18 protein-coding genes and 2 pseudogenes are annotated in these 15620 nt (G+C 69.3%); 11 read left to right on the forward strand and 9 right to left on the reverse strand.

The genetic code is table 11. The annotated features are described in order from the left end of the window. Positions 1-12 precede the first annotated feature (12 nt). The 8 genes from DS837_RS15495 to DS837_RS15530 are packed head-to-tail and all read left to right on the forward strand — an operon-like array spanning position 13 to position 6705. Positions 13-1380, forward strand: a complete 1368-nt coding sequence (locus tag DS837_RS15495) for a nitrous oxide reductase family maturation protein NosD (protein ID WP_149165585.1) — start codon at positions 13-15, stop codon at positions 1378-1380. Next, positions 1377-2246 carry an ABC transporter ATP-binding protein gene (locus tag DS837_RS15500; protein ID WP_149165586.1) on the forward strand — a complete coding sequence of 290 codons (870 nt, stop codon included), beginning with the start codon at positions 1377-1379 and terminating at the stop codon, positions 2244-2246. Before DS837_RS15495 ends, DS837_RS15500 begins: the two co-directional genes overlap by 4 nt. Continuing rightward, the gene (locus tag DS837_RS15505) at positions 2243-3073 is read left to right on the forward strand and encodes an ABC transporter permease (protein WP_040137444.1); all 831 of its coding nucleotides are present in this window, start codon (positions 2243-2245) and stop codon (positions 3071-3073) included. The genes DS837_RS15500 and DS837_RS15505 overlap by 4 nt, the downstream gene beginning before the upstream one ends. After that, positions 3073-3660 carry a nitrous oxide reductase accessory protein NosL gene (locus tag DS837_RS15510; RefSeq protein WP_149165587.1) on the forward strand — a complete coding sequence of 196 codons (588 nt, stop codon included), beginning with the start codon at positions 3073-3075 and terminating at the stop codon, positions 3658-3660. The genes DS837_RS15505 and DS837_RS15510 overlap by 1 nt, the downstream gene beginning before the upstream one ends. Then, positions 3657-4643 carry an FAD:protein FMN transferase gene (locus DS837_RS15515; protein ID WP_149165588.1) on the forward strand — a complete coding sequence of 329 codons (987 nt, stop codon included), beginning with the start codon at positions 3657-3659 and terminating at the stop codon, positions 4641-4643. Before DS837_RS15510 ends, DS837_RS15515 begins: the two co-directional genes overlap by 4 nt. A 27-nt stretch (positions 4644-4670) precedes the next feature. After that, positions 4671-4883: a twin-arginine translocase TatA/TatE family subunit gene (locus tag DS837_RS15520; protein WP_149165589.1), complete on the forward strand. Its 213-nt coding sequence runs from the start codon at positions 4671-4673 to the stop codon at positions 4881-4883. A gap of 22 nt (positions 4884-4905) precedes the next feature. Then, positions 4906-5616: a cyclic nucleotide-binding domain-containing protein gene (locus tag DS837_RS15525; protein ID WP_149165590.1), complete on the forward strand. Its 711-nt coding sequence runs from the start codon at positions 4906-4908 to the stop codon at positions 5614-5616. A gap of 39 nt (positions 5617-5655) precedes the next feature. Then, complete coding sequence (locus DS837_RS15530; RefSeq protein WP_247889948.1) at positions 5656-6705, forward strand: NnrS family protein; 1050 nt, start codon at positions 5656-5658, stop codon at positions 6703-6705. 172 nt (positions 6706-6877) lie between these two features. Here the strand turns inward: DS837_RS15530 and DS837_RS15535 are convergent, their stop codons facing one another. The 5 genes from DS837_RS15535 to DS837_RS15555 form a co-directional block, all read right to left on the reverse strand. Next, positions 6878-7246, reverse strand: a complete 369-nt coding sequence (locus tag DS837_RS15535) for a c-type cytochrome (RefSeq protein ID WP_149165591.1) — start codon at positions 7244-7246, stop codon at positions 6878-6880. An 83-nt stretch (positions 7247-7329) separates the two neighbouring features. Continuing rightward, the gene (gene ubiV / locus DS837_RS15540) at positions 7330-8238 is read right to left on the reverse strand and encodes a ubiquinone anaerobic biosynthesis protein UbiV (protein ID WP_149165592.1); all 909 of its coding nucleotides are present in this window, start codon (positions 8236-8238) and stop codon (positions 7330-7332) included. Positions 8239-8250: 12 nt separating this feature from the next. Continuing rightward, positions 8251-9249: a ubiquinone anaerobic biosynthesis protein UbiU gene (ubiU, locus tag DS837_RS15545; RefSeq protein ID WP_149165593.1), complete on the reverse strand. Its 999-nt coding sequence runs from the start codon at positions 9247-9249 to the stop codon at positions 8251-8253. 4 nt (positions 9250-9253) lie between these two features. Further along, positions 9254-9883 (reverse strand): ubiquinone anaerobic biosynthesis accessory factor UbiT, encoded by a 630-nt coding sequence (ubiT, locus tag DS837_RS15550; protein ID WP_247889949.1) that lies wholly within the window; start codon positions 9881-9883, stop codon positions 9254-9256. Between the two features lie 149 nt (positions 9884-10032). Next, positions 10033-10545 (reverse strand): DUF2249 domain-containing protein, encoded by a 513-nt coding sequence (locus DS837_RS15555; RefSeq protein ID WP_149165595.1) that lies wholly within the window; start codon positions 10543-10545, stop codon positions 10033-10035. Positions 10546-10751: 206 nt separating this feature from the next. On the opposite strand from DS837_RS15555, the gene DS837_RS15560 reads away from it, so the two are divergent. The 3 genes and pseudogenes from DS837_RS15560 to DS837_RS15570 all read left to right on the forward strand — a co-directional run. After that, positions 10752-11492: a Crp/Fnr family transcriptional regulator gene (locus DS837_RS15560; RefSeq protein WP_149165596.1), complete on the forward strand. Its 741-nt coding sequence runs from the start codon at positions 10752-10754 to the stop codon at positions 11490-11492. Between the two features lie 71 nt (positions 11493-11563). Next, the gene (locus tag DS837_RS15565) at positions 11564-11800 is read left to right on the forward strand and encodes a DUF1858 domain-containing protein (protein ID WP_149165597.1); all 237 of its coding nucleotides are present in this window, start codon (positions 11564-11566) and stop codon (positions 11798-11800) included. A 151-nt stretch (positions 11801-11951) separates the two neighbouring features. Beyond that, a pseudogene (locus DS837_RS15570) lies at positions 11952-12368 on the forward strand (IS6 family transposase); the annotation flags it as partial. Between the two features lie 145 nt (positions 12369-12513). On the opposite strand, the pseudogene DS837_RS15575 reads toward DS837_RS15570, so the two are convergent. From DS837_RS15575 to DS837_RS15590, 4 genes and pseudogenes are all read right to left on the reverse strand, one after another. Then, a pseudogene (locus tag DS837_RS15575) lies at positions 12514-12998 on the reverse strand (transposase); the annotation flags it as partial. A gap of 165 nt (positions 12999-13163) precedes the next feature. Beyond that, positions 13164-14129: an MBL fold metallo-hydrolase gene (locus DS837_RS15580; protein WP_149165599.1), complete on the reverse strand. Its 966-nt coding sequence runs from the start codon at positions 14127-14129 to the stop codon at positions 13164-13166. A 92-nt stretch (positions 14130-14221) separates the two neighbouring features. Beyond that, a complete protein-coding gene (locus DS837_RS15585; protein WP_149165600.1) occupies positions 14222-15046 on the reverse strand; it encodes an alpha/beta fold hydrolase in 825 nt (274 codons plus the stop codon). A gap of 257 nt (positions 15047-15303) precedes the next feature. Continuing rightward, positions 15304-15603, reverse strand: a complete 300-nt coding sequence (locus tag DS837_RS15590; RefSeq protein WP_149165601.1) for a tautomerase family protein — start codon at positions 15601-15603, stop codon at positions 15304-15306. Positions 15604-15620 lie beyond the last annotated feature (17 nt).

A 15620-nucleotide genomic window follows, 5' to 3' on the forward strand; every position in this document is an offset into this window, starting at 1 on the left:
CAAGGCAAGCCAATGCCCCACCACTCCCCACTCCCCCTCTTCGCCGCGGCGCTCGTCTTCGCCGCCGGGACGGCCTTCGCCGCCACGGTGACGGTGGCGCCGGGCGGGCTGGCGGACGCGCTCGCCGCGGCGTTGCCCGGCGACACGCTCGTCCTCGCCCCCGGCACGCACCCCGGCCCGGTCGTGGTCCGCAAGCCGGTGACGCTGCTCGGCGAGCCGGGCGCCGTCATCGACGGGGGAGGGGCGGGGAACGCCGTGACGGTGTTCGCTTCCGACGTGACCGTGCGCGGCATCGAGGTCCGCAATTCCGGCCTCAGCCTGTCCGAGCAGAACACCGGAATCTTCCTGGGCAAGGAGGCGCACCGCGGGGTGATCGAGGGCAACCGGCTGCGCGACAACCTGATCGGCATCTATGTCTGGGGCGCCCATGACGTGATGGTCCGGCGCAACGACGTCATCGGGCGCACCGACCTGCGCCTGTCCGAACGCGGCAACGGCATCCAGCTGTGGAACGCGCCGGGCACGCAGGTGGTGGACAACAATGTCCAGGACGGGCGCGACGGCATCTTCACCACGACGTCCAAGAAGAACCTGTTCGCCCGCAACCGGTTCGAGCGGGTGCGCTTCGCCGTCCATTACATGTACACGAACGACTCCGAGGTGTCGGACAACGTCTCGGTCGGCAACCATGTCGGCTACGCGATCATGTATTCCAACAACCTCGTGATCCGGAACAACCGCTCGCAGGGCGACCGGGAGCATGGGCTGCTGCTGAACTACGCCAACAGCGCGCTCATCGAGGGCAACGTGATCGACGGTCCCCTGTCGCCCGAACAGGCGGCGCCGGTGGAGGTGGTGGCCGACAAGGACATGCCGGTGGCGACCGACGGGCCGGTGGAGGGCCAGCGCACCGGCACCTGGAAATGCGTCTTCATCTACAACGCCAACAAGAACCGCTTCACCGGCAACCGGTTCGAGGGCTGCGAGATCGGCGTGCACTTCACCGCCGGGTCGGAGCGCAACACGCTGACCGGCAACGCCTTCATCGGCAACCGCACCCAGGTCAAGTATGTCGGGACCCGTCACCTCGACTGGTCGGAGAAGGGGCGCGGCAACTACTGGTCCGACAACGCGGCCTTCGACCTGAACGGTGACGGCGTCGCCGACGAGGCCTACCGTCCCAACGACGTCGTCGACCGCGTGATGTGGGCCTATCCGGCGGCGAAGCTGCTGATGAACAGCCCCGGCGTGCAGGTGATCCGCTGGGCGCAGAAGCAGTTCCCGGCGCTGCACCCCGGCGGCGTGATCGACAGCGCCCCTCTGATGAGCCCGCCGCCGTCTCCGGCGCTGCGCCAAACGGCGGAAAGGAACGCCCAATGACCGACACACCGACCATCCGTGTGGAGGGGGTCTCCAAGCGCTACGGCGACGCCTTCGCCGTGCGCGAGGTGGATCTGGACCTCGCCGCCGGAGAATGCGTGGCCATGGTCGGCCACAACGGCGCCGGCAAGAGCTCGCTGATCAAGCTGATGCTCGGGCTGACCACGCCGACCGCCGGCAGCGTCCGCGTGCTGGGCGGCGACCCGGCGAGCGCCTCCGCCTCCCACATCCGCCGGCAGGTCGGCTTCCTGCCGGAAAGCGTCGCCTTCCATCCGAGCATGACCGGGCGCGAGACGCTGGACTTCTACGCCCGGCTGAAGCGGGTTCCGCGCGACGACAACGACGCGCTGTTCGACCGGGTGGGGCTGGAGCCCGCCGCCGTGAAGCGCCGCGTCGGCACCTATTCGAAGGGCATGCGGCAGCGGCTGGCGCTGGCCCAGGCGCTGCTCGGCGGGCCGAGGGTGCTGTTCCTCGACGAGCCGACGACCGGCCTCGACCCGGCGCTGCGCCAGAGCTTTTATGAGATTGTGCGGGACCTGCGCGACGCCGGCACCACCGTCCTGCTGTGCAGCCACGCCCTGACCGAGCTGGAGGGGCAGGCCGACCGCGTCGTGGTGATGAACCGCGGGCGCAAGGTCGCCGACGGCTCGCTCGCCACGCTGCGCGGGCTGGCCCAGCTGCCGGTGCGCATCCGTCTGACCCTGCCCTCCGGCGAGGTCGTGGAGACCGCCTGCGCCAACGACGACAAGGTGGCGACGCTCCGCCAGATCGCCTGCGAAGGGCCGGAGCTTGCCGACATCGAGGTCGTCCAGCCGAGCTTGGACGAGATGTACGCCCACTTCCTGCGCCGGGAGGCTGCGGAATGAACACGCTTCTGACGATTGCCGCCAAGGAGGTGCGCGACGGCCTGCGCAACCGCTGGGTCGTCGCCACCACGCTGCTGATGGCGGCGCTGGCTCTGACGCTGAGCTTCCTGGGGGCCGCCCCGACCGGCACGGTCGGCGTCGGCCGGGTGGAGGTGACCATCGTCAGCCTGTCCAGCCTGACCATCTTCCTGCTGCCGCTGATCGCGCTGCTGCTGTCCTTCGACGCGGTGGTGGGCGAGATCGACCGCGGCACCATGACGCTGCTGCTGTCCTATCCGGTGGCGCGCTGGCAGGTGCTGATCGGCAAGTTCCTCGGCCACGCCGCGATCATCGCCTTCGCCACCGTGCTGGGCTACGGCGCCGCCGGTGTGGCGCTGGCGATGAGCGGGACCGAGATCGGGCCGGAGAGCTGGCGCGCCTTCGCCGCCATGATCGGGTCGAGCGTCCTGCTGGGTGCGGCCTTCACAGCCATGGGCTACCTCGCCTCCACGCTGGTCCGCGACCGCGGCACCGCGGCGGGCATCGCCGTGGCGATCTGGCTGGTGCTGGTCCTGCTCTACGACATGGCGCTGCTGGGGCTGCTGGTGGCCGACGGCGGCAAGACGGTGAACGCCGGCCTGCTGAACGGGCTGCTGCTCGCCAACCCGGCGGACGCCTTCCGCCTCTTCAACCTGACCGGCTTCAAGAGCGTCAGCCAGTTCGCCGGCACCGCCGGGCTGGCCGCGCAGGTGCAGGTGTCGGCTTCCGTCCTGCTGGCCGTGCTGGCCGGCTGGGTCGCCGCACCGCTGGCGCTGGCCGCCGTCCTCTTTTCCAGAAGGCAGATCTGATGAACACCTCCCTGAGAGCCACGCTGCTGGCGGCCTGCCTGCTGCTGCCGCTGTCCGCCTGCCAGCAGCAGAAGGCGGAGACCGCTCCGCCGCCGCCCGTCGCCATCACCGCCGACGCGATCGGCCATTACTGCGGCATGAACCTCGCCGACCATCCCGGCCCGAAGGGGCAAATCCTGGTCGGTGGGCGGGATCGCCCGGTCTGGCTGTCCTCGGTCCGCGACACCTTCGCCTTCACCATGCTGCCGGAGGAGGCGAAGGACGTCCGCGCCATCTACGTCACCGACGTCGCCCAGGCCGCCGATCCGCGCAAGCCCGACCTGACCGTCTGGATCGAGGCGCGCAAGGCCTGGTACGTGGTGGGCAGCCGCCAGCGCGGCGGCATGGGCGAGGCCGAGCCCTTCCCCTTCGGCGACGAGGCCGCCGCCCGCCGCTTCGCCGCCGACAACGGCGGCGCGATCAAGCGCTTCGCCGAGGTGACCGAGGACGAGATCCTCCACCCCACGCTTCCCTCCGAACAGACCGCCGCGGACGAAGGTGTGGGGCATGGCGGCGGCCACGGCGCCGGACACGGAGGCACGCCATGACCACCCGCCGCCGCTTTCTCGGCATCGCCGCGGTGGCCGCCGGGCTGGCGCTGCTGCCGGGCGGCCTCCGGGCGGCGGGCGTGCCAGTGCGGACGTGGCGCGGCGTCGCGCTGGGGGCGGATTCCGTCATCCAGCTGGCGCACCCGGACCCCGCCGAGGCCGATCGCCTGATCGCCCTATGCCTGGAGGAGGTCGCGCGGCTGGAGCGGGTCTTCAGCCTCTACCGGACGGATTCCGCGCTGGTCCGCCTGAACCGGGACGGCGTTCTCGACGCGCCGCCCGCCGATCTGGTGCGGCTGCTGTCCGAAGCCGCGGCCTTCAGCCGCCGCACCGACGGCGCCTTCGACCCGACGGTGCAGCCGCTGTGGCAGCTCTACGCCGGCCATTTCGCCCGCCCCGGCGCCGATCCCGCCGGCCCGCCGGCGGCCGTCCTTCGCGCGGCCAGGGAGTTGGTCGATCACCGCAAGCTCCGCATCGAACCGGGCCGCGTTTCCTTCGCCGGGCGCGGCATGGCGGTGACGCTGAACGGCATCGCCCAGGGCTACGTCACCGACCGCGTGTCCGAACGGCTGCGGGCGGAGGGCATGACCGATGTGCTGGTCGATCTGGGCGAGATCCGCGCGCTCGGCCATCACCCCTCGGGCCGCCCCTGGTCGGTCGGCCTCGCCGATCCGCTCGTGGAAGGCCGCAACGCCGGCACGCTTGAGATCGCGGACCGGGCGGTGGCGACGTCGGGCGGCTACGGCACGCCCTTCGACCCCGCCGGGCGCTTCACCCACCTGTTCGACCCGGCGACGGGCGGCTGCGCGCGGGAGTGGCTGGCGGTCACCGTGCTCGCCCCCGACGCCACCACCGCCGATGCCCTGTCCACCGCCCTGTCGGTCGCGCCGGAAGCGCGGGCCGCCGTCCTCCTCGACCGCTTTCCGGGCACCGCCGCCCGCCTCACCCGCCGCGACGGCAGCGTCCTCGCGTTGCGCGCCTGACCGTCCTTCACCCAGGAGACCATCGTCATGGGAAGTTTCAGCCTGATGCATTGGGCCATCGTCCTGCTGCTCGTCCTGCTGCTGTTCGGGGCGGGCAAGCTGCCCAAGGTCATGGGCGACCTCGCCAAGGGCGTGAAGTCCTTCAAGACCGGCCTGAAGGACGACGAGTCCGACGCCGCCCCCGTCCTGGTCACCCCGGTTCACGGTGGGGCGTCGCGCAAGCCCGCCTCCGAAGCCTGACCGCGACACCAGAGCCGGGACGATGAGACAGGGCGCCCTGACGCTGATGCGCGACCTCCCGCTGTTCGAGGGGGTCGCCGACGAGACCTTGGAGGCGCTGACCTACGGGGCGCTGCTCCAGTGGTTCCCGCGCGAGACACGGCTGTTCGCGGAAGGCGAGATCCCCGACTTCCTGCACATCCTCGTCGAGGGCACGGCGATGCTGGCCGGCTGCGACGAGGTGGGGCAGGAAACGGTGATCGACATCGTGCGCCCCGGCGATTGCTTCGTGCCGGCGGCGGTGCTGGCCGATGCGCCGTACCTGATGTCGGCGCGGACGCTGGAATCGTCCCGGATTCTCATGCTGGCCGCTCCCGTCCTGCGCGCGCAGGTCGCCCGCGACCACGCGCTGGCGCTGCGGGTGATGAGCACGCTGGTCGGGCAGTGCCGCGGTCTGGTGCGCGAGGTCAAGAATCTCAAGCTGCGCACGACGACCCAGCGGCTCGCCGCCTTCATCCTGTCGCAGGTCGATCCGTCGCCTCAGGACGAGGCGGAGGACGGCGCGACCTTCGAATTGCCGGTCAGCAAGCGCGTGCTGGCCAGCCGCCTTGGCATGACGCCGGAACAGCTGTCGCGCACCTTCACCAAACTCTCCCCGCACCAGTTGCACGTCACCGGCAACACCGTCCGGGTGCGGTCGGTCGAACAATTGCGGCGGCACTGCAACGTCGGACCCAACGGCCGTCACCCATGATCCAGCCTTGAGGATCCGGCCCAGGCGGAGCGGGGCCTGATGGTGCCGTTCCGTCCCTTCTTCCTGCTGGCCGCCCTGGACGCGCTGCTGGCGGTGGGGCTGTGGGTGCCGGTCCTGCTGGGGTGGGACGTGTCCGGCGCGATCGCCGACCCGATGGGGTGGCACGGGCGGGCGCTGCTGTTCGGCACGCTGCCGGCGATGATGGCGGGATTCCTGCGCACCGCCCTGCCGCGCTGGACCGGGCGCTCCCTGGTCGGCGCGCGCCTCTGGCCGTTCCTCGTACCGCTCTGGCTGGCGGGACGGGCGCTGTCGCCCTGGGTGGCCACCGCGCACGCGCCGTTCCTCGCCGCGCTGGCCCTTCTCGTGACCGCACAGATCGCCGCCGCGCGGGATCGGCGCAACGCCGTCGTCGCGGCCCTGGTCGGCGCGCTGGCCGGGGCGGCGTTGTGCGACGCCGTCCCGTCCGCCTTGGCGCTGTCGCTCGGGCTGGTCATGGTGCTGGGCGGGCGCATCGCGCCGAGCCTGACCGCCACCCATCTGGGGCTGTCCAGCAAGGCAGGGCTGTTCACCGGGCGTCCCTGGTTCGAGCGTGCCGCCGCCCTGGCCGCCGCCGGTGCGCTGGCCGGCTGGCTGGTCGAACCAAGTTCGGGAGCGACGGCCGCCGCAAGCCTTCTCGCCGCGCTCACGCAGACGGTCCGGCTGCTGCAATGGCGGGGCTGGCGGACGCTCGACCGGCCATCGGTCCTCGCCGTGCACACCGCCTACGCCTGCGTCCCGCTGGGTTTCGCCGCCGTGGCGGCGTCGCCCGGCATGGCGGTCCATCTCTGGACGGTCGGGGCGCTCGGGCTGATGGGCTTCGCGGTGATGTCGAGCATGATCCGCAAGCACGCCGGCAACGCCTTCGCGCGGTCGGCGGTGGTGACGGGCTGCTACGCGCTCACCGCGCTCGCCGTTGCCTTGCGGGCGGTTGCCGTGGCGGCGGGAGAGGATGGCCCGCTGTGGCTGCTGGCCGCGGCCGGCGCCTGGAGCGCGGCGGCGATTCTGTTCCTGGCCGCCTTCGGCCATTTTCTCGTCCGCGGCCGCCCTTGAGCGGAAAAAAGCCCACCGGCGAAGAACCGATGGGCTTGGAGGGGGCAGAAAAACGGGAGGGTACTCGTCCAGCGGGGACGCAATCGATCAACGATTGTGCGGTTACCCTAGCGGCCGGATGCTCTCCCATCCTTGACGGCGGTCAAGCCGCCAAGGAAAACGGACGATTTCGTCAGCTGTTCTTTTTCAGGAAGGCGATCAAGTCCTTGCGGGCCTGCTCGTTCTTCACGCCGGCGAAGGCCATCTTGTTGCCGGGGACGGCGCCCTTGGGGTCCGCCAGATAGGCGTCGAGCGTCGCCTCGTCCCACGCCCCGGCGTTCTTCATCGCGTCGGAATACTTGTAGGCGTCGACGGCACCGGCCTTGCGGCCGACGACGCCGTGCAGGTTTGGGCCGACGCGGTTCGGGCCGCCGGCCTCGATGGTGTGGCAGGCCTTGCACTGGTTGAACACCTTCGCGCCGGCATCGGCGTCCTGCGCGGCGGCAAGGCCGGGGGACGACGCGACCAGCCCGAAGGCGAGCAGGGCAAACATGCGCTTCATAGGGGTTTCCTCTTTAAGCGGACTCAAAAGTCAGCCGGGCCGCGCGGGGGCGACGGTCCGACGGACATCGGATGGCGGGCGCGTCAGGCGGCCGGAGCGTCGGCGTAGGCCGCACCCGCCATGTTGTGGAAGAAGCCGTTCTCCAGCGGGACGGCGGTCATGCCGCGCAGCTCCGCCATCACATCCTGTCCGCTGCGCTCGCCGTCCAGAACGGCGCGGAAGGCCTTGGCGACGGCGACCATGTCGAGGTCCTGCGGCGACAGGCGGAAGCGCTGGATGCCCATCGCCCGCAGCCGGTCGATCTCCGCCGCCAGCGCCAGATAGCCATGCGACAGCGTCTGCGTGCCGTTGACCGACAGGAAGGGCTGGCCGTCGACGGTGCTGACCGGCATGCCGTCCGGGTCGTTGGCGCAGACGAACTGGCAGCCGTCCTTGTGCAGCGCGTGCGCCCGCGCGTGGTAGCAGCGGGCGGAGATGGCGAGCGGCGCGCGCCCGAACACCTGCACCTCCATGGACAGGCCGAGCGCCGTCCCCGTCTTCGCCATCATGGCGACGGAGGCGGCGGGAAGCTCCGCCGGCAGTGACACCGCGACCGCGCCGCGCCCGGCCAGCCAGGCCAGGGTCGCCTCGTTGTAGCTGTTGATGAAGGGGCCGACGGCGTGACGGCGTCCCTCCAGCAGGGCCAGCGCGCCCATGTCGTTGGCCTCCACCGGCAGCGGGTCGCAGTCCAGCAGATCGCGCATCGCGGCGCGCTCGCGGTCGCTGCCCACCAGGATCGGGCTGGCGAGCCAGACCTCCTTGCCGGCGGCGGCCAGACGGGCGATCACCTCGTCCATGACCGGGGCGAGGAAGGGCGCGCGCTTGGAGCAGACGATCTCGCCGACGACGACGGCGTCGACCGGCGCCTCGTCGGCGATGCGGGCGTAGAAATCGCGCCAGCGCTCCGCCGGCCAGTTGAACAGGACGGGGCCAAGGGTCAGGGTGGGTTTCATGAACGCAACTCCTCAGCGCCACGCGCGGGTGTAGGCGCCGGTGGTCTGGGCCCCGCCCTCGACCATGGCCTCCAGGTCGAGCGCCGGCACGGGCAGCCCCCGTTCGAAGGCGTCCAGCGCCCGGCGGTAGGCGCCGACCACGGCGGCGATGTAGGCCTTGCCGCGCTGGCGGCCTTCGATCTTCAGGGCGCAGACCTTGGCGGCCTTCAGCTCCGGCAGCAGGGCGAGCGCGTTGAGGCTGGTCGGCTCCTCGAACAGGTAGGCCGGATCGCGGGAGGTGCCGCCACCGGGCACGAAGCGGCCTTTGCACAGCGTCGGGTAGCCCGCCGGCTCCCCGGCGCCGAAGACGTTGATGGTGAAGCCGCCGAGGCGGGAGGCCAGCGCCTCGCCGCGCGGCTCGTAGCGGACATGGCTGGCCGGGGAGCAGACGCCCTGCTTGTTGGGCGACAGCCCGGTCGCGTAGGAGGACAGCGAGCAGCGCCCCTCCGCCATCGGGCAGAGGCCGCCGAAGACGAAGACCTCCGTCTCCACGTCGACCTCGGCGTTCAGCCGGGCGATTTCCGGCACGGTCAGCACGCGGGGCAGCACGACCCGCCGCACGCCGAAGGCCTCGCGGTAGAGCCGGATCGCCTCGGCGTTGGCGGCGGAGGCCTGGACGGACAGATGAAGCCGCAGGTCGGGGTGGTGCTTCGCCGCGTAGTCGAGCAGGCCGAGGTCGGCGAGGATGACCGCGTCCGCCTTCAGCCGCGCGGCATCGTCCACCGCGCGCTGCCAGGGGGCGAGGTTGCCGGCCTGGGGGTAGGTGTTGATGGCGACGAAGACCTGGACCGACCGCGCATGGGCGTAGGCGATAGCCTCGGCCAGCTCCGGCCGCGAGAAGTTCAGGCCGGGGAAGTTGCGCGCGTTGGTCTCGTCGCGGAAGCCCAGATAGACGGCGTCGGCGCCCGCGTCCACGGCGGCGCGCAGCGCGGCGGGGTTGCCCGCCGGGCAGATCAGTTCGAAGGACCCCATGCCGTCACGCTCCCTGCTGCGGACCGGCGAATCGCCGTTCCAGCATGGCCATGCCCCAGCGCACCGGCGGCGGGGCGAAGCGGCGCGCCGTGGCGAGCAGGTCGAGCGCCCGCCCGGCGTTGCGCCGCGCCACGGGCAGGGCGTGCCGCAGCGGACCGGCCGCAGCGGCGACGTCGCCGAACAGGTCCATCTCCTCGCCGTCCAGCGTGTTGCGGAGCGCCAGGATCAGGGCGGTGTCGCCCTCGATCGACAATTCGCGGCGGAAGAACAGCGCGTCGCCATCGATGCGCCCTTCCAGCAGGTCGAGAAGCCGCGCGCAGGGGCCGCGCACTGTGGCCTCCGCCTCGGCGGTGCGGTCGCAGACCCGCAGAGCGAGGCCGGGGCCGACGCGGAGCAGCAGGGCGGCGGGCGCGTCCACGGGGTCGATCAGCAGGCGGGCGTCGGGCAGCTCGCCGAGGGCGGTGAAGGCGCGCGGGTGGCGCGCCTCCAGAATCCGCAGGAGCCGGTCGAACAGCAGGCCGCCGGCCCGGTCGCCGAGCCGCCGCGCGAACCCCAGCCCGGCCCGCGTCAGTTGGACTTCGACGTCGCGGGCACGGGTGTCCGGGACCATCTCCTGGGCCTTATCCTGAGCCATAAAGCCGGGATCGCGCATACGCCTGTCTCCTTCCCTTCGGAATGGTCGTGTGGCGGGCGGAGCCCGCCGGGCTTCGGCAATACAGCCCGGTGGTCATACCATCCTTGATGACGGTCAAGCCCAAGGTCCCGAACGGCCGCCTGGGGCGATCAGCCGCACATGCCGCCGCAGCAGGAGCCGGAACGCCGGGCGACCAGACGCTCGTAGGACAGGTGCAACTGCCCGGCCGGCGGGATGACCCCCTGCATCAGGTCGAGCACCTGCTCCGCGCTGGTGCCCGGCGGGCAGTCGGTGATCTCGCAGACCAGCCCGCCGTCCGCCACGCCGAGCGGCGTCTCGGCGGCGACCGCGCTCGCCTGCCCGCCGCGCCCGATGCGCACCCGCAGGGAGGTCGCCGGGGCGGTGCCGGAGTCCGGCCGTCCGATGCGCACCCGCCAACGCTCCGGCCCGCGTTCGAGATAGGTCCAGCTCACCGCATCGCCGAACAGCGCCTGGACCTGGAGATAGAGCGGGCGCGGGTCATGATTGTTGACCAGCACGAAGCCCCGGCCCGGCGCCAGATCCTGCGTGGCCTGGAGGATCAGCGGGTGGCGCTGGTGAGGCGGAATGGACTGGACGTCGATGACCGGCTCGGCCGCGGTGGACTGTTCGGCGATCTGCATGGGGGAGGTCCGAAGGGTTGGGAGGTGTCGGCAATCCTAAAGGACTGGTCCGATCGGCTCTTTGTTCCAGGACAAACTGAGTCCTTGGTCTTGGTTGGAGCGCAGGCGGGTTGCGGCGCGGCGCGCGGGCGGTCATCTTGGAAGGCAACTTTTCCGTGACGCCTTCCCGCAGGGGTGGTCGGGCACGGCCTTTTGAGGATGGTCCGATGACGCCGCTTGCCCCCGATCCCGCCAGTCTGCGTGGCCTGCGGCTGTTTTCCAGTCTGGACGCGGCGGCCCTGGCCGAGATCGTCCGGTCCGCCCACACCCGGCGGATCGAGAAGGGAACCACCATCTTCTCCCAGGGCGACCGGGCGGCGCTCTGCCACGCGCTGATCGACGGGCGGGTCAAGATTGTCCAGACCGGGGCCGACGGGCAGCAGCTGGTGGTCCGCTACATCGGCGCCGGGGAGATGTTCGGCACGGCGGCGGTGTTCTCGGGCGGCATCTATCCCGCCGACGCGCTCGCCATGGTCGATTGCGTCGGCGTCCACTGGACCGCCGCCACGATGGGCGAGCTGATGGAGCGCTACCCCCGCATCGCGCTGAACGCCCTGGACATCGTCGGCCGCCGCCTGCAGGAGGTGCAGACCCGCCTGCGCGAGCTGTCCACCGAGCGGGTGGAGCGGCGGGTCGCCCATGCGCTTCTGCGCTTGGTCCGTCAGGCGGGCCGCCGGGTCGGGAACGGCGTCGAGATCGACTTTCCGCTGTCCCGCCAGGACATCGCGGAGATGACCGGGACCACGCTGCACACGGTGAGCCGCATCCTCAGCGGTTGGGAAGGGCAGGGAATCGTCGAGGGCGGACGCCAGCAGGTGACGATTCGCCAGCCGCACGCCCTGGTCGCCATCGCCGAGGATCTGCCCAAGCCGGCGAAACCGGAAGAGACTTCGAAGCCGGAGAAATAGGCGGGGCTGAACCTCCCTTCCGTTTGCGCGGGCGCAAAGAGACGCGCGCGCCGGTGCGCTAGGGTGCCGGGATGATCGCTCCGCAATCACCTTGCGCCACCGCGGCCTTGCCCTCGTCCTCCGACCTCGTCGAGGACGTGCTGGAGCGCTGGCCGTCGACCATCCCCGTGTTCCTCAAGCATCGGATGGCCTGTCCGGGCTGCCCCATGGCGCGTTTCCAGACGATCGCCGAGGTGGCGGACGACTATGGCCTCGACACCGACGTTTTGCTCAATGAGTTCGCGCGGGCCATCGCGGCGGCCGGCTGAAGCCGATCACGGCCGGTCCCTCGTCACCGGTGGGTCAGCAGCCTCCGCCCATGGATCAGCGCGAACATCAGGAAGGCAGCGACCCATAGGGCGCCCGGGCGTTGTCACGGGTCCGGTGGCGGCGCGCCGATCGCGGCATTATCTTGCTCGGATGCCGCCGCTCTCGTATGCCCGCCATCAGTTCCCGACCGCGATCATCCAACACGCGATCTGGCTGCACCTGCGGTTCACACTGAGTTATCGCGATGTCGAGGAGTTGCTGGCCGAACGGGGTGTCGATGTGTCCTACGAATCCGTCCGGCGCTGGGTTTTGAAGTTCGGGCCGGCCATTGCCGGCAATCTGCGGCGCCTCCGACCCAAGCCCAGCCCGCGCTGGCATCTGGATGAGATGGTGATCAGGGTCAGTGGAAAGCTGATGCATCTGTGGCAGGCGGTCGATGATGAAGGCGAGGTGCTGGAGATGCTCGTCCAGCGCCGGCGCGACAAGGCTGCAGCCCTGAAGTTGATGCGCAAGCTGCTGAAGAAGCACGGCTTCGCTCCCACCGAGGTGACCACCGATGACCTGAGACCGAAGTTTTCTCCAGTCATGGGCAGAGTCTCTGTGAGTTGTGATGCCCCAAGCGGGCAGTGATGGCAAGCCGGGCCGGGGAATGCCCCCGCTCGGCTTGCGCCGCCGCGACGATGACGATCTCAGCGGGCGTGGCGTCGCCGAGACCTTCGCGGGCCAGCAGCAGATGCAGCCGGCGATAGCCGAAGCGACGCCGCTGGCGCGACAACTCGCGCAGCCGTTCCCGAACGGCGGCATCATCCGGATGCCGGGAACGGTAACGCACCGTCGAGCGATCCACTTCCAGCACAAGGCACGCCCGCCGCTCGCTCACGCCGTGGCGGGCACGGACATGGGCAACGGCCCTCCGCACGGCGGCGGGCGTCACCATTTTTTTGCGGCGACGTCCTTCAGGATGGCGTTGTCGAGCATGGCCTCGGCCAGCAACTTCTTCAACCGGGCGTTCTCATCCTCAAGCGTCTTCAGACGCCGGGCCTCAGAGACCTCCAACCCGCCGTACTTGGCCTTCCAGGTGTAGAACGTCGCCTCGCTGATCCCATGTCGGCGGCACAAGTCCGCCGTCTTCTGTCAGGCCTCCTGCTCCTTCAGGATGCCGATGATCTGCTCCTCGCTGAACCGGCTGCCTCTCATCTGTCCGTCTCCCCTCGATGACGGACTCTACCCATTCCTGGAGGAATTTTCCGGTCTCAGGTCACTTAATCCGTTGGATCGTCGGCGGATCCGCACTCCGAAGGCGTGGGAAACCTGGGCGAGGAACGCACCGGTATGGGATTGGCGGATGGCCGGAGGTTCCTGCTAGACGCCCGCGTAGACAAGCCGCGTAAAGAAGCCTGGGTCGATGACGAAATTGCCCCACTTGGCGTCAAAGGATGCCGTCGGCTTGGCCGCAACCGCTTCGTCCCGCGAGCGCCCCTGGCGCTTCAGCGCGGCGACGTTCTCGCGGACGCTAACGAGCATGTCGCGGAATTCCTGCAACTCAGCACGGTTGCTCACCGGATTTCCGTGGCCTGGAATGATGATCGTCTTGCCGGTGGACGCGGCCAAGTTCGCATCCGAGGCGGCGATCATCCCGTCGATGCTGCCGCCCGTCGAATAATCGATGAACGGATATATCCCATTCCAGTAGGTGTCGCCGACATGGAGAACGTCTGCCTCGCCGAACATTACCAAGATGTCGCCGTCGGTATGCGCCGGACCGTAATGTTTCATGGCGAGCGACTGCCCGTTCAGCTTGAGCGAATGCTCTTTAGAAAAGACGTGTTTCGGCACGCCGCTTTGCTCCAGCGGAACGAAATTGTAATCCCAGTCCTCCACCCGCTGCACCTGCGACAGGTATTTTCGGGTGTTCTCATGCGCGATGATTTTCGCTCCACCCTCGCCGATCCAGGCGTTGCCGTCCGCGTGATCGAAATGCCAGTGGGTGTTGATGAGATGGGTCACGGGCTCCGAGGAGAGCGCGGAGAGCGCCTGCGTCATCTGGGGGCGGGACACGCTGATGCCCGCGTCGACCATGACGAGGCCGTCCTTGCCGGCCAAGACCGCGACGTTGCCGCCGGAGCCTTCGAGGATGGTGATGTCGTTCCTCAGTTTGTGGGTGGCGATCACGGACTTGGCAGCGCTGTCCTTGATGAGGCTCACTAGGCCGCGCGCCTCGGCATAAGCCTCGCGTGGGCTCATCCAGCCTCCTGTGGCGGCGAAACTCGCCGCGCCCATGCAGCAAAGGCAAAATCCGCGGCGAGAGAGCATGTGTTCGGATGTCATGACAGACCTTTCCGCAGCCGGAGTCGGTGAGCCGACAGCTGTCGAAACTGATTTGAAAGGTTGAGGGCAGGCATCTCGGCCTGCCCGGGCCGTCACGATCGGATGAAGGCCAGAAGGTCGGCGTTGATCACGTCAGCGTGGGTGGTGAACATCCCGTGCGGATAACCGTCGTAGACCTTGAGCGTCCCGTTCTTGAGCAGCTTGACGGAGAGTTCGGCGGAGTCCGCGATGGGCACCACTTGGTCGTCGCTGCCATGCATCACCAAGACCGGAACGTCGATGACCCGCAGGTCATCGGTAAAATCGGTCTCCGAGAAGACCTTGATGCACTCATAGTGCGCGTTCGCTCCGCCCATCATGCCCTGACGCCACCAATTGCGGACCGTGCCTTCGGAGATGACCGCGCCGGGGCGGTTGAAGCCGTAGAACGGGCCGCTCGCGATATCGAGGTAGAGCTGCGCCCGGTTGGCCACCAGAGCCGCGCGGTAGCCGTCGAAGACCTCGATGGGAAGCCCTCCGGGATTCGTTGCGGACTTGACCATCACGGGCGGAATGGCGGAGATGAGGACCGCTTTGGCGACCCGGCCTTTGCCATGCCGGGCGACATACCTGGTGACCTCTCCGCCGCCCGTGGAATGGCCGATGTGAATCGCATCGCGGAGGTCGAGCGCTTCGGCGAGCGCGGCGACGTCGGCCGCGTACGTGTCCATGTCGTTGCCGCCCGAGGTCTGGCTGGAGCGGCCGTGGCCCCTCCGGTCGTGGGCGATGACCCGGAAACCCTTTCCGATGAAGTACAGCATCTGGTTGTCCCAGTCGTCGCTGCTCAGTGGCCACCCGTGGTGGAACACGATCGGCTGCCCGGCGCCCCAGTCCTTGTAGAAAATCTGGGCGCCGTCTTTCGTCTTGATGCTGCTCATGGTCTCACTCCCATCTGCACTGGTTGCGCTGGTTGAATGCGGCGACGCCGCGGCGGCCAAGGATTCCAGGGGCAACGTCGTGACGAGGACGGCGGCCGTGCCAATCAACACGTCCCGTCTGGTCGCGCTGGGTGTTGGAATCGCTTCTTTCGCATTCATGTCTCTTCCCTCTGTCGGGCGGACACGGTTCCACCAGCAACCGGCGGGCCTAAGTCAGACGGTGCGCTTTGGCCGCCGTGTTGGAGAGTGCGAGGTGGTCAGCCCAAGACTGGAACTGCCGCCGCCCACTCCTTCCGGGTTGTGGGCGTACCGTCGATCATTTCGACGACGTCCTTGGATTTCGAAAGCGTCGTCATCAACGACTTCGGCCCTTCGAACGGCCTGCCGCCGATATGCCAACCATCGGTATGAAGTTCCTCGATGAGGACCCATACCACCTCGCGGAAGGCCTCCGAGCCCTCGAACTTCACCATGACATCGGTCAAGGCCTTGGCCATGGCGTGCTTCTCTTCCGGCGTGAACACGCCGTCGACCAGTTTCACGTTGACGAATGGCATGACGTTTTCCCTTTCTT

The sequence above is a fragment of the Azospirillum brasilense genome, from assembly GCF_008365405.1.
In the GTDB taxonomy this organism is placed as follows: domain Bacteria; phylum Pseudomonadota; class Alphaproteobacteria; order Azospirillales; family Azospirillaceae; genus Azospirillum; species Azospirillum brasilense_D.

Bases quoted from the DNA above. Each gene is read 5' to 3' on its own strand.
- DS837_RS15495 (WP_149165585.1), top strand. From the start codon at position 13: ATGCCCCACCACTCCCCACTCCCCCTCTTCGCCGCGGCGCTCGTCTTC.
- DS837_RS15500 (WP_149165586.1), top strand. From the start codon at position 1,377: ATGACCGACACACCGACCATCCGTGTGGAGGGGGTCTCCAAGCGCTAC.
- DS837_RS15505 (WP_040137444.1), top strand. From the start codon at position 2,243: ATGAACACGCTTCTGACGATTGCCGCCAAGGAGGTGCGCGACGGCCTG.
- DS837_RS15510 (WP_149165587.1), top strand. From the start codon at position 3,073: ATGAACACCTCCCTGAGAGCCACGCTGCTGGCGGCCTGCCTGCTGCTG.
- DS837_RS15515 (WP_149165588.1), top strand. From the start codon at position 3,657: ATGACCACCCGCCGCCGCTTTCTCGGCATCGCCGCGGTGGCCGCCGGG.
- DS837_RS15520 (WP_149165589.1), top strand. From the start codon at position 4,671: ATGGGAAGTTTCAGCCTGATGCATTGGGCCATCGTCCTGCTGCTCGTC.
- DS837_RS15525 (WP_149165590.1), top strand. From the start codon at position 4,906: ATGAGACAGGGCGCCCTGACGCTGATGCGCGACCTCCCGCTGTTCGAG.
- DS837_RS15530 (WP_247889948.1), top strand. From the start codon at position 5,656: ATGGTGCCGTTCCGTCCCTTCTTCCTGCTGGCCGCCCTGGACGCGCTG.
- DS837_RS15535 (WP_149165591.1), bottom strand. From the start codon at position 7,246: ATGAAGCGCATGTTTGCCCTGCTCGCCTTCGGGCTGGTCGCGTCGTCC.
- ubiV (WP_149165592.1), bottom strand. From the start codon at position 8,238: ATGAAACCCACCCTGACCCTTGGCCCCGTCCTGTTCAACTGGCCGGCG.
- ubiU (WP_149165593.1), bottom strand. From the start codon at position 9,249: ATGGGGTCCTTCGAACTGATCTGCCCGGCGGGCAACCCCGCCGCGCTG.
- ubiT (WP_247889949.1), bottom strand. From the start codon at position 9,883: ATGGCTCAGGATAAGGCCCAGGAGATGGTCCCGGACACCCGTGCCCGC.
- DS837_RS15555 (WP_149165595.1), bottom strand. From the start codon at position 10,545: ATGCAGATCGCCGAACAGTCCACCGCGGCCGAGCCGGTCATCGACGTC.
- DS837_RS15560 (WP_149165596.1), top strand. From the start codon at position 10,752: ATGACGCCGCTTGCCCCCGATCCCGCCAGTCTGCGTGGCCTGCGGCTG.
- DS837_RS15565 (WP_149165597.1), top strand. From the start codon at position 11,564: ATGATCGCTCCGCAATCACCTTGCGCCACCGCGGCCTTGCCCTCGTCC.
- DS837_RS15580 (WP_149165599.1), bottom strand. From the start codon at position 14,129: ATGACATCCGAACACATGCTCTCTCGCCGCGGATTTTGCCTTTGCTGC.
- DS837_RS15585 (WP_149165600.1), bottom strand. From the start codon at position 15,046: ATGAGCAGCATCAAGACGAAAGACGGCGCCCAGATTTTCTACAAGGAC.
- DS837_RS15590 (WP_149165601.1), bottom strand. From the start codon at position 15,603: ATGCCATTCGTCAACGTGAAACTGGTCGACGGCGTGTTCACGCCGGAA.